The 11,940-nt window shown below is 74.1% G+C and carries 8 protein-coding genes; all 8 read left to right on the top strand.

Annotation, left to right across the window (positions count from 1 at the left end):
- Positions 1–288: 288 nt before the first annotated feature.
- The 8 genes from AB0D08_RS05865 (at position 289) to meaB (ending at position 11,918) form a co-directional block, all read left to right on the top strand.
- On the top strand, positions 289–1,863 hold the full coding sequence (locus AB0D08_RS05865; RefSeq protein ID WP_051811923.1) for an APC family permease: 1,575 nt from the start codon (positions 289–291) through the stop codon (positions 1,861–1,863).
- Positions 1,864–1,870: 7 nt separating this feature from the next.
- Entirely contained in the window at positions 1,871–3,118 is a 1,248-nt protein-coding gene (locus AB0D08_RS05860; RefSeq protein ID WP_359886349.1) for a saccharopine dehydrogenase C-terminal domain-containing protein, read from the top strand.
- 111 nt (positions 3,119–3,229) lie between these two features.
- Complete coding sequence (locus AB0D08_RS05855) at positions 3,230–4,492, top strand: glycosyltransferase family 1 protein (protein WP_359886347.1); 1,263 nt, start codon at positions 3,230–3,232, stop codon at positions 4,490–4,492.
- Positions 4,489–5,655, top strand: a complete 1,167-nt coding sequence (locus tag AB0D08_RS05850) for a glycosyltransferase (protein ID WP_033818779.1) — start codon at positions 4,489–4,491, stop codon at positions 5,653–5,655. Before AB0D08_RS05855 ends, AB0D08_RS05850 begins: the two co-directional genes overlap by 4 nt.
- Positions 5,652–6,578: an SGNH/GDSL hydrolase family protein gene (locus AB0D08_RS05845; protein WP_063794287.1), complete on the top strand. Its 927-nt coding sequence runs from the start codon at positions 5,652–5,654 to the stop codon at positions 6,576–6,578. The genes AB0D08_RS05850 and AB0D08_RS05845 overlap by 4 nt, the downstream gene beginning before the upstream one ends.
- Positions 6,579–6,824: 246 nt before the next feature.
- Positions 6,825–8,708: a methylmalonyl-CoA mutase small subunit gene (gene mutA, locus AB0D08_RS05840; RefSeq protein WP_359886344.1), complete on the top strand. Its 1,884-nt coding sequence runs from the start codon at positions 6,825–6,827 to the stop codon at positions 8,706–8,708.
- Positions 8,705–10,909, top strand: a complete 2,205-nt coding sequence (gene scpA, locus AB0D08_RS05835; RefSeq protein WP_359886343.1) for a methylmalonyl-CoA mutase — start codon at positions 8,705–8,707, stop codon at positions 10,907–10,909. Before mutA ends, scpA begins: the two co-directional genes overlap by 4 nt.
- Before the next feature lie 13 nt (positions 10,910–10,922).
- A complete protein-coding gene (gene meaB / locus AB0D08_RS05830; RefSeq protein WP_033818776.1) occupies positions 10,923–11,918 on the top strand; it encodes a methylmalonyl Co-A mutase-associated GTPase MeaB in 996 nt (331 codons plus the stop codon).
- The last annotated feature ends 22 nt before the right edge of the window (positions 11,919–11,940 follow it).

The following is an 11,940-nucleotide window of genomic DNA, read 5'->3' as shown; positions in this document are numbered from 1 at the left end:
ACGTCACCGGCCGGGCCAGGGGATCACCGCGCACCGGACCGATTACCGCCGGTACCGGCACCGGCCCGCCGTGGACCGCCGCGGGGCGCCGCCCGCCGCCACGCGCCGTCACCCCCCGTACAGCGCCGCACCCGGCGCACCCCCACCGCCCGGCCTGCTAACCGGCGGTCAGTTGCGACCCGTGCACGGCCCCGCACGCCATCCCCAGGAAAGCGGGAGGCCCCGGGCGTACGCTGAGGAGGTCCAGTCCCGTCAGTACCTCCGTCACAGGATCAGGGGGTGGGAACGATGCAGGGTCCCCCCGGACACCACACTCCGCCTCCGCCCGCCGCACCGTCGGTGGTCAGCTCCCGGGCCGGCGAGAAGGGCCTGAAGACCGGCGCCCTCGGCCTGGTCTCCTCGGTGGCGATCGGCCTGGCCTCCACCGCGCCCGCGTACAGCCTGGCCGCCACGCTCGGCATCATCGTGATCGGCGTGGGGCTGCAGGCCCCGATCATCACCATCCTGGCGTTCATCCCGATGCTGCTGATCGCCTACGCCTACAAGGAGCTGAACGCCTCCGACCCGGACTGCGGCACCACCTTCACCTGGGGCGCCCGCGCCTTCGGGCCGCGCACCGGCTGGATGGGCGGCTGGGGCATCGTGGCGGCCGACATCATCGTGATGGCCAACCTCGCCCAGATCGCCGGCGTGTACGGCTTCCGGCTGTTCGGCTTCGACGGTCTGGCCGAGAACACCACCTGGACCACGATCGCCGGGGTCATCTGGATCATCGTGATGACCGCGATCTGCTACGTCGGCATCGAGATCTCCGCCGCCCTGCAGCGCTGGCTGCTGTGCATCGAGGTCGTGATGCTGGTGCTGCTGTCGGTGACCGCCCTGGTCAAGGTCTACGGCTCGCACCCGCCGGACACCGCGATCCACGTCTCCGCGTCCTGGTTCAACCCCTTCGCGGTCTCCTCCACCACCGCGTTCACCGCCGGCATCCTGGCTGCCGTGTTCATCTACTGGGGCTGGGACACGGCCGTCTCCGTCAACGAGGAGACCGCCGACGCCACCCGCACCCCGGGACGCGCCGCCGTCATCTCCACCGTGCTGCTGCTGATCATCTACGCCCTGGTCTCCACCTCCGCCCAGGCCTTCGCCGGGATCGGCACCGAGGGCATCGGACTCGGCAACGAGGACAACTCCGGGGACGTGCTCTCCTCGCTGGGCGGAGCCGTGTTCGGCAGCGCGGGCCTCGGCTGGTTCCTCACCAAACTGCTCATCTTCATGGTGCTGACCTCCTCCGCGGCCTCCACCCAGACCACCATCCTGCCGACCGCCCGGACCACCTTCTCGATGGCCGCGCACAAGGCCATCCCCCGCGAGTTCGCCCGGGTCCACCCCCGGCACCTCACCCCGACCTGGTCCACCGTCGGCATGGGCCTCGCCTCGATCGCCTTCTACGTCCTGCTCACCGCGATCAGCGGCAACGTCCTCGCCGACTCGATCGCCTCGGTCGGCCTCGCCATCGCCTTCTACTACGGCCTGACCGGCTTCGCCTGCGTCTGGTACTACCGCAAGGTGCTCACCCGCAGCGCGAAGGACTTCATCTTCAAGGGCGTCGCACCGCTGCTCGGCGGCCTGATGCTGCTCTACTTCTTCTGCTACGGCGCCTTCGACGTCTACGCCGACCCCGACTACGGGTCCACCTCCATCGACCTGCCGATCTTCGGGCAGACCGGCGGGGTCACCGTGATCGGCATCGGCGCGCTGATCCTCGGCTTCCTGCTGATGCTCGTCCAGTGGGCCGTCCAGGGTTCCTGGTTCAGGCACCCGGACGTCCCGGTCAGCGCCGCCGACCCCTCCGACGCCCCGTGAGGCCGTGATGAGGATCCTGCTGGTGGGCGCGGGCGGCGTCGGCACCGCCGCCGCCCGGATCGCGGTCCGGCGCCCGTTCTTCGAATGCTTCGTGGTCGCCGACTACGACCCCGCCCGGGCCGAGGCCGCGGTCGCCTCACTGGCCGGCGAGGCCGGCGCCGAGCGGTTCCGGCCGGCCACCGTCGACGCCTCCGACACCGCCGCCGTCACCGCGCTGCTCACCGAGCACCGCTGCGACGTGCTGTTCAACGCGACCGACCCGCGGTTCGTGCTGCCGCTGTTCGAGGCCGCGCTGGCCGGGCGGGCGCACTACCTCGACATGGCGATGTCACTGTCCCAGCCGCACCCCGAACGGCCTTACCAGGAGTGCGGCATCAAACTCGGCGACGGCCAGTTCGCCCGGGCCCGCGCCTGGGAGGACGCCGGGCTGCTGGCGCTGTGCGGCATGGGCGTCGAACCAGGCCTCTCGGACGTCTTCGCCCGCTACGCGGCGGACGAACTCTTCGACACCATCGACGAGATCGGGGTCCGCGACGGCGCCGACCTGACCGTCGACGGGTACGACTTCGCGCCCTCGTTCTCCATCTGGACCACCATCGAGGAGTGCCTCAACCCGCCGGTCGTCTTCGAGTCCGGACTCGGCTGGTTCACCACCGAACCCTTCAGCGAGCCCGAGGTGTTCGACTTCCCGGACGGCATCGGGCCGGTCGAGTGCGTCAACGTCGAGCACGAGGAGGTCCTGCTGATCCCCCGCTGGATCGACGCCCGCCGGGTCACCTTCAAGTACGGCCTCGGGCAGGACTTCATCGAGGTGCTCAAGACGCTCCACCGGCTCGGCCTGTCCGCCACCGACCCGGTCACCGTGCCCGGCGCGCAAGGGCCCGTCGGGGTCTCCCCCCGCGACGTGGTCGCCGCCTGCCTGCCCGACCCGGCCACCCTCGGCGACCGGATGCACGGCAGGACCTGCGCCGGCACCTGGGTCCGCGGCGCCAAGAACGGGCAGCCGCGCCAGGTGTACCTGCACCACGTGGTCGACAACGCCTGGTCGATGCGCGAGTACGGCTCGCAGGCCGTGGTCTGGCAGACCGCGGTGAACCCGGTCGTCGCCCTCGAACTGCTCGCCACCGGCGCCTGGGCCGGCGCCGGGGTCCTCGGCCCCGAGGCCCTGCCGCCCCGCCCGTTCCTGGACCTGCTCACCGCCTACGGCTCCCCCTGGGCGCTGCGCGAGGAGACCCCCCGCGCCGCCGCGGCCTGACCGGTCCGCGGGCCGCCCCCGGCCGGACCCGCGCCCAATTGGCCACGGACGTTCGCCTGTACGAAAGATCCCCGTGGTCAGTCGCACGCCCCGAGGGGACACAACGTTGGCATGCGAGTCGCCATCGTCACCGAGTCCTTCCCCCCCGAGGTCAACGGCGTCGCCCACAGCGTGCTGAGGACAGCGGAGCACCTGGTCCGCCGTGGCCACGAACCGTTGGTCATCACCCCGGCACCGGCCAGGGGCGCCCACTGCCCGCCGCACTCCTTCGGCCCGGACTCGACGCCGCTGCCGGTGGTCCGGGTGCCGTCGATCCCGCTGCCCGGCTACCCCCAGGTCCGGGTCGCCCTGCCGAGCAGGCGGCTGGCCGAGGCGGTCGCCGACCACCGGCCCGACCTGGTGCACCTGGCCAGCCCGTTCGTGCTGGGCGCCCGCGGGGCGAAGGTGGCCGAACGGCTCGGCCTGCCCAGCGTGGCCGTCTACCAGACCGACCTGGCCGGGTACGCCCAGGCGTACCGGGTCGGCCGGGGCATCGGATCCGCGCTCGCCTGGGCCCGGATCCGGGCGGTGCACGGCGCCGCCACCCGCACCCTGGCACCCTCCACCCCGGCCGCGCAGGACCTCACCGCGAACGGCGTCCCCCGGGTCCGGCTGTGGCCGCGCGGCGTGGACTCGGTCCGCTTCCACCCCGCCCACCGCGACGAGGCGCTGCACCGCACCCTGGCCCCGGGCGGCGAACTGCTGATCGGCTACGTCGGCCGGCTCGCCCCCGAGAAGCGGGTCGACCTGCTGGCCGGCGCCTGCGAGCTGCCGGGCGTACGGGTGGTGGTGATCGGCGACGGCCCGAGCGCCCCGGCGCTGAAGGCCGCCATGCCCAAGGCCCTGTTCCTCGGCCGCCGGACCGGCACCGAACTCGCCCGCTACTTCGCCACCCTGGACCTGTTCGTGCACACCGGTCCGCTGGAGACGTTCTGCCAGACCATCCAGGAGGCGATGGCCAGCGGCGTCCCCGTGGTGGCACCCGCCGTCGGCGGCCCCCTCGACCTGGTCGGCCACCACCGCACCGGCCTGCTGGTCCCGCCCCGCGACACCGCCGCCGTCACCCGCGCCGTAGCCGAACTGGCCGCCGCCGGCCCCGAGGTCCGGACCGGCTACGGCCGGGCCGGCCGGGCCGACGTCACCGCCCGCACCTGGGAGGCAGTCGGCGACCTGCTGCTGCGCCACTACACCGAGGCCATCGCCGAGCACCACGGCGGCCCCGTCCAGGCCCTGCACCCGGCGGCCGGCACCCCCGCCACCGTGCCCACGCCCACCGGCCAGATCCCCGCGCAGGCCTCCGCCGGCACCCAGCTGCCCGAGGAGCTCCCGGCATGACCCCGCCGCACGACGGGCTGCGGATCGTCCGGGTGGCCAACTTCGTCACCCCGGTCTCCGGCGGCCTGCGCACGGCCCTGCGCCACCTCGGCGAGGGCTACCTCGCCGCCGGCCACCACCCGGTCCTCCTCGTCCCCGGCCCGCGCCCCGCCGACGAGTGGACCTCCCAGGGCCGGGTCATCACCCTGCCCGGCCGGCCGATCCCCGGCAGCGGCGGCTACCGGCTGCTCACCGACCGGCGCGCCGTCGCCCGGACCCTGGCCGGCCTGGCCCCCGACCGGCTGGAGGTCTCCGACCGCACCAGCCTGCGCTGGACCGGCGCCTGGGCCCGCGCCCACGGTGTCCGGTCGGTGATGGTCTCGCACGAGAGCGCCACCGGACTGCTCGGCACCTGGGGCCTGCCGCCCGGCCCCGCCCGCACCCTCGCCGACCGGCTCAACACCAGGACCGCCCGGGCGTACGACACCGTGCTGTGCACCACCGCCTGGGCCGCCGCCGAGTTCGAACGGATCGGCGCCGCCAACCTCGTCCAGGCACCGCTCGGCGTCGACCTCCACCAGCTGCACCCCGACCGCCACGACCCCGAGGTCCGGGCCCGCTACGCCGACCCCGGCCAGGTCCTGCTGGTGCTCTGCTCCCGGCTGTCCCCCGAGAAGAAGCCCGAACGGGCCGTCGAGGCGCTCGCCGTCCTGCGCCGCCGCCACCGGATCCCCGCCGTCCTGGCCGTCGCCGGCGCCGGCCCGCTGCGCCGCCGGCTCCAGGCGCGCGCCGCCGAACTGCGGGTCCCCGTCCGGTTCCTCGGACACCTCGGCACCCGCGCCGAGGTCGCCGCGCTGCTCGCCGCCGCCGACGTCGCCATCGCACCCGGGCCGGTGGAGACCTTCGGGCTGGCCGCCCTGGAGGCGCTCGCCTGCGGCACCCCGGTCGCCGTCAGCCGCTCCTCGGCGCTGCCGCCGATCGTCGGACCGGCCGGCCTCGCCGCGGCCGACACCGGCGAGGCGTTCGCCACCGCCGTCCGGGACCTGCTGGAGCGGCCGGCCGCCGAACGCCGCGCCGCGGCCCGCGCCAGGGCCGAACACTTCGGCTGGGACTCCGCGGTCGCCGCCTTCCTCGCCGCCCACCGGGTACCGCTGCCGGCGGACGCCGCGCAGGCCGCGCCATGACCGCGGCGGTCCGGTTCACCGCCCTCGGCGACTCCGTCACCGAGGGCGTGGGCGACCCCGTCGCGGACGGCTGGCGCGGCTGGGCCGCCATGCTCGCCCCCGGCCTCTCCCCCGGCCCGGTCGAGTTCCGCAACCTCGCCAACAGCGGCGCGCTCAGCCACGACCTGACCACCGTTCAGCTGCCCGCCGCACTCGCCCTGCGGCCCACCCATGCCGCCGTCCTGATCGGCGGCAACGACACCCTGCGGGCCGGCTTCGACATCGCCCGCACCGCACGCCACCTCGACACCGCGCTCGCCGCACTGCGCAACCAGGGCGCCGTCCTGCTGACCGCCTGCCTGCCCGACCCCGGGCGGCTGCTGCGGCTCCCGCCACCGCTCGCCCGGCCGCTCGCCCGCCGGATGCGGGCCGTCAACACCGTCGTGCACGCCCTCTCCCTCCGGTACGGCGCCACCCACCTGCACCTCGCCGACCTGCCCTGGCTCACCGAACGCTCACTGCTCAGCGTCGACCGGCTGCATCCCAGCGCGGCGGGGCACCACCGGATCGCGTGCGAGTTCCACGCCCTGCTCACCGCCGGCGGCGAGCGGCTGGGGGACGCCCCGGCGGCGAGCCTGTCCGCGGCGGCACCCGGGTTCGTCGCCGACCTGCGCTGGATGGCCACCCAGGGCACCCGCTGGGTCGCCGCCCGCTGCACCGACCTCCTCCCCGGCCTGCTCCTCCTCGCCACCCGCGAGACCCGCCACCTCCTCCTCGGCACCTCCGCCCGCCTCGACACCGAAGCGGCAGCCGCCACCGCAGCCGCCCTCCGGGCCGGCAACGGCCCTGCAGCCCTCGCGCACTTCCCCACCCCCCTAAAAGCAAACCCCGGCACCCCCTCAGGGGCGCGAGGAACTGCGCGCAGCGGCAGACATCCCGCCTGAACGACGGCAACGGCCCTGCAACCATCCCGCCGTTCCCGACCCCGCGCCCGCTACCTCCCGCCCCCGCGCAGTTCCCCGCGCCCCTCCAGGCACCCCCCCGCGCTCCTGGATGCGGCGCCACGCCGAGGGGGGAATGGTTCGTGCGGGCGTACCGGTGTTGCACTCTGCGGCGCTTGGAGTGCAAGGAGTGAAAGGTCACACCGGTTCGCTGTACAGCCGCACGTGAACGGGCTCTAACCTTCCCTCATGACGGTCTCGCCCGAAGGGCTCTCCCTGGCCGCCGAGTTCCCGGATGCAAGCCGTGAGCAGTGGCAGCGCCTGGTCGAAGGTGTGTTGCGCAAGTCCGGTAAGCAGGACGTGACCGGTACGCAGGCCGAGGACGCCCTCGCCACCAAGCTGGAGGACGGCCTCACCGCCCGTCCGCTGTACACCGCCGAGGACGCGCCCGGTGGGGCCGGGTTCCCTGGCTTCGCGCCGTTCGTCCGCGGTGGCCGGCCTCAGGGTTCGGCCGTCTCGGGGTGGGACGTGCGCCAGCGGCACACGCATCCGGATCCGCAGACCTCGAACGAGGCGGTGCTCGCCGACCTGGAGCACGGGGTGGGTTCGGTCTGGCTGGAGCTGGGCCGGGACGGTCTGCCGGTCGCCGCGCTGCCCGAGGTGCTGGAGGGCGTGTACCTGGACCTGGCGGCCGTGGCGCTGGACGCCGGGGCCGAGTTCCCGGCCGCCGCCGAGCGGCTGCTGGCGCTGTACGCGGAGCGCGGGGTGCCCGCCGAGGCCGCCACCGGCACGCTGGGCGCGGACCCGCTGGGCCTGCTGGCCCGTACCGGGGACGACTCGCCGACCGCCGGGCTGCTCGCCGGGGCCGCCGCGCTGGCGGTCCGCCTGCACGAGGGCTTCCCGGGCCTGCGCGCGATCACCGTCGACGCGCTGCCGTACCACGAGGCGGGTGCCTCGCCCGCGCAGGAGCTGGGCTGTGCGCTGGCCGCCGGTGTGGCGTACCTGCGGGAGCTGACGGCCGCCGGGCTGAGCCCGGACGCGGCCGCCGGGCAGCTGGAGTTCCGGCTGTCGGCCGGGGCGGACCAGTTCCTGACCATCGCCGCGTTCCGGGCGGCCCGCCGGCTGTGGGCGCGGGTGGCGGAGGCGTCGGGGATCTCCTCGCAGGCCGCCGCGCAGCGGCAGCACGCGGTCACCTCGGCCGTGATGATGACCGAGCGCGACCCCTGGGTGAACATGCTGCGCACCACCGTCGCCTGCCTGGCCGCGGGCGTCGGCGGCGCGGACGCGGTGACCGTGCTGCCGTTCGACAGCGCGCTCGGCCTGCCGGACGCGTTCGCCCGCCGGATCGCCCGCAACACGCAGGCGATCCTGCTGGAGGAGTCGCACCTGGCGCGGGTCGTCGACCCGGCGGGTGGTTCCTGGTACGTGGAGCGCCTGACCGACGAGCTGGCGCACGCCGCCTGGTCGTGGTTCCAGGAGATCGAGCGGGCCGGCGGCCTGCGCGCGGCGCTGTGCTCGGGTCTGGTCGCGGACCGGATCGGCGACACCTGGGCGCGGCGCTCGACGGCGCTGGCCCGCCGCAAGGAGCCGGTCACCGGCGTCAGCGAGTTCCCGAACCTGGGCGAGCAGCCGCTGGTGCGCGAGCCGGCCCCGGCGCCGCTGACCGGAGGTCTGCCCCGGGTGCGCCGCGCCGAGGCGTACGAGGCCCTGCGGACCCGTTCCGATCTGCACCGGGACGCCACCGGCGCCCGGCCGCGGCTGTTCCTGGCGGCGCTGGGCCCGGCGGCGGCGCACACCGCGCGGCTGACCTTCGCCGCCAACCTGTTCCAGGCCGGCGGGATCGAGACCGTCGTCGGCCAGGGCACCGACCCGGCCGCGCTCGCGGAGGCGTTCGCCGCGAGCGGCGCCACGGTGGCCGCGCTGTGTTCCAGCGACGCGCTGTACGAGGAGCACGCCGTACCGGTGGCCGCCGCGCTGAAGGCGGCCGGCGCCGCCCGGGTGCTGCTGGCGGGCCGGCCCGGCGAGCAGGAGGCCGGGTACCGGCAGGCCGGGGTCGACGAGTTCGTCAGCGCGGGCGGCGACGCGGTCGCCGTCCTCACCTCCCTGCTCGACCAGATCGGAGTGGCCCGATGATCCCCGACTTCACGGAGATCGGACTCGACGCACCGGGCGGCCCGGCGGCCACCGGCGAGCAGTGGCGGGCGGCCTGGCAGCGGGCGACCGGCAAGGACGTCGAGGAACTGGTCTGGGAGACCCCGGAGGGCATCGGCGTCAAGCCGCTGTACACCGCCGAGGACCTGGCCGGGCTGGACTTCCTGGCCACCTATCCGGGTGTCGCGCCGTTCCTGCGCGGCCCGTACCCGACCATGTACGTCAACCAGCCGTGGACGGTCCGGCAGTACGCGGGCTTCTCCACCGCCGAGGAGTCCAACGCCTTCTACCGCCGCAACCTGGCGGCCGGTCAGAAGGGCCTGTCGGTCGCCTTCGACCTGCCGACCCACCGCGGCTACGACAGCGACCACCCGCGGGTGACCGGTGACGTCGGCATGGCGGGCGTGGCGATCGACTCGATCTACGACATGCGCCAGCTGTTCGACGGCATCCCGCTGGACAAGATGTCGGTGTCGATGACCATGAACGGCGCCGTGCTGCCGATCCTGGCGCTCTACATCGTGGCGGCCGAGGAGCAGGGGGTGGCGCCCGAGAAGCTCGCGGGGACCATCCAGAACGACATCCTCAAGGAGTTCATGGTCCGCAACACCTACATCTACCCGCCGCAGCCGTCGATGCGGATCATCTCGGACATCTTCGCGTACACCTCGCAGAAGATGCCGCGGTACAACTCCATCTCCATCTCCGGCTACCACATCCAGGAGGCCGGGGCCACGGCCGACCTGGAGCTGGCGTACACGCTGGCGGACGGGGTGGAGTACCTGCGCGCGGGTCTGGGCGCGGGGCTGGACGTGGACGCGTTCGCGCCGCGGCTGTCGTTCTTCTGGGCGATCGGCATGAACTTCTTCATGGAGGTCGCCAAGCTGCGCGCAGCCCGGCTGCTGTGGGCCAAGCTGGTCAAGCAGTTCGACCCCCAGAACGCCAAGTCGCTGTCGCTGCGCACCCATTCGCAGACCTCCGGCTGGTCGCTGACCGCCCAGGACGTGTTCAACAACGTCACCCGCACCTGTGTGGAGGCGATGGCCGCCACCCAGGGCCACACCCAGTCGCTGCACACCAACGCGCTGGACGAGGCGCTGGCGCTGCCGACCGACTTCTCGGCCCGGATCGCCCGCAACACCCAGCTGATGCTCCAGCAGGAGTCGGGCACCTGCCGGGTGATCGACCCGTGGGGCGGCTCCGCGTACGTGGAGAAGCTCACCCACGACCTGGCGGCCCGCGCCTGGCAGCACATCCAGGAGGTGGAGGCGGCCGGCGGCATGGCGAAGGCGATCGACGCCGGCATCCCCAAGCTGCGGGTGGAGGAGGCCGCGGCCCGGACCCAGGCCCGGATCGACTCCGGCCGCCAGCCGGTGATCGGCGTCAACAAGTACCGGGTCGCCAACGACGAGCAGATCGACGTGCTCAAGGTCGACAACTCCTCGGTGCGCACCCAGCAGATCGAGAAGCTGCGCCGGCTGCGCGCCGAGCGCGACGAGCAGGCCTGCCAGGCCGCGCTGCACGCGCTGACCCGCTCCGCCGAGCAGGGCGCCAAGGGCGGCGGTTCGCTGGAGGGCAACCTGCTGGCGCTGGCCGTGGACGCGGCCCGGGCCAAGGCCACCGTCGGGGAGATCTCGGACGCCCTGGAGAAGGTCTACGGGCGCCACTCCGGCCAGATCCGTACCATCTCCGGTGTGTACCGCGACGAGGCAGGACCGTCCACCGGGGTGGAGCGCACCCGGGCGCTGGTCGAGAGGTTCGAGGAGGCGGAGGGCCGCCGCCCGCGCATCCTGGTGGCCAAGATGGGCCAGGACGGGCACGACCGCGGCCAGAAGGTGATCGCCACCGCCTTCGCGGACCTCGGCTTCACCGTCGACGTGGGCCCGCTGTTCCAGACCCCGGCCGAGGTCGCCCGGCAGGCGGTGGAGGCGGACGTGCACATCGTCGGTGTCTCCTCGCTGGCCGCCGGGCACCTGACCCTGGTGCCCGCGCTCAAGGCCGAACTGGCCGCCGCCGGACGCGAGGACATCACCATCGTGGTCGGCGGCGTGATCCCGCCGCAGGACTTCGACGCGCTGTACGAGGCCGGCGCCGCCGCTGTCTTCCCGCCCGGCACGGTCATCCCGGACGCGGCGTACGACCTGCTGAAGGCGCTGGCCGCCGACCTCGGCCACGAGCTCTGAGGCCGCCGGGACGATGCCGCCGCGGACGATCGACGTCGACGCCTACGTCAAGGGTGTGCTGGAGGGCTCGCGGGCGTTCATCGCGCGGGCCATCACGCTGGTCGAGTCCACCCGGCCCGACCACCGGGTGCTCGCCCAGCGGCTGCTGATCGAGCTGCTGCCGCACGCCGGCAAGGCGGTCCGGGTCGGCATCACCGGTGTGCCGGGGGTGGGCAAGTCCACCTTCATCGAGGCACTGGGCACCCTGCTGACGGCCCGCGGCCACCGGGTCGCGGTGCTCGCGGTCGACCCCACCTCCAGCCGTACCGGCGGCTCCATCCTGGGTGACAAGACCCGGATGGAGCGGCTCGCGGTGGACCCGAACGCCTTCGTCCGGCCGTCCCCGACCTCGGGGACGCTGGGCGGGGTGGCCCGGGCCACCCGGGAGTCGATGGTGGTGATGGAGGCCGCCGGGTACGACGTGGTGCTGGTCGAGACGGTCGGCGTCGGGCAGTCCGAGACCACCGTCGCGGGCATGGTCGACTCCTTCCTGCTGCTCACCCTGGCCCGTACCGGCGACCAGCTTCAGGGCATCAAGAAGGGCGTGCTGGAGCTCGCCGACCTGGTCGCGGTGAACAAGGCGGACGGCCCGTTCGAACGCGACGCCAAGGCCGCCGCCCGCGAACTGGCTGGCGCACTACGGCTGTTGCAGCCGCCGGACGCGGTCTGGACGCCGCCGGTGCTCACCTGCAGCGGGCAGGACGGCAGCGGCCTGGAGGAGCTCTGGGACCGGCTGACGCAGCACCGGCTGCTGCTGGAGACCACCGGGGCGCTGGCCGCCAAGCGGCGCGACCAGCAGGTCGACTGGACCTGGTCGATGGTCCACGACCAGCTGCTGTCCGCCCTGCACGAGCACCCGGTGGTCCGGCGGATCGCCCCGGAGCTGGAGCGCCGGGTCCGGGAGGGCACGCTGACCGCGACGCTCGCGGCCGAGCAGATCCTGGACGGCTTCGCGGGTCCCGCCGACTGAGGACCGGCCGGGCGGGCGGGGA

The sequence above is a fragment of the Kitasatospora sp. NPDC048540 genome, assembly GCF_040651175.1.
GTDB lineage: Bacteria > Actinomycetota > Actinomycetes > Streptomycetales > Streptomycetaceae > Kitasatospora.
The sequence above is the reverse complement of the archived record's forward strand: the minus strand, read 5'-3'. Positions and strand labels throughout refer to the sequence as shown.

What these genes read in the sequence shown, in the direction of transcription:
- AB0D08_RS05865 (WP_051811923.1), top strand. Translation starts at nt 289, where the DNA reads ATGCAGGGTCCCCCCGGACACCACACTCCGCCTCCGCCCGCCGCACCG.
- AB0D08_RS05860 (WP_359886349.1), top strand. Translation starts at nt 1,871, where the DNA reads ATGAGGATCCTGCTGGTGGGCGCGGGCGGCGTCGGCACCGCCGCCGCC.
- AB0D08_RS05855 (WP_359886347.1), top strand. Translation starts at nt 3,230, where the DNA reads ATGCGAGTCGCCATCGTCACCGAGTCCTTCCCCCCCGAGGTCAACGGC.
- AB0D08_RS05850 (WP_033818779.1), top strand. Translation starts at nt 4,489, where the DNA reads ATGACCCCGCCGCACGACGGGCTGCGGATCGTCCGGGTGGCCAACTTC.
- AB0D08_RS05845 (WP_063794287.1), top strand. Translation starts at nt 5,652, where the DNA reads ATGACCGCGGCGGTCCGGTTCACCGCCCTCGGCGACTCCGTCACCGAG.
- mutA (WP_359886344.1), top strand. Translation starts at nt 6,825, where the DNA reads ATGACGGTCTCGCCCGAAGGGCTCTCCCTGGCCGCCGAGTTCCCGGAT.
- scpA (WP_359886343.1), top strand. Translation starts at nt 8,705, where the DNA reads ATGATCCCCGACTTCACGGAGATCGGACTCGACGCACCGGGCGGCCCG.
- meaB (WP_033818776.1), top strand. Translation starts at nt 10,923, where the DNA reads ATGCCGCCGCGGACGATCGACGTCGACGCCTACGTCAAGGGTGTGCTG.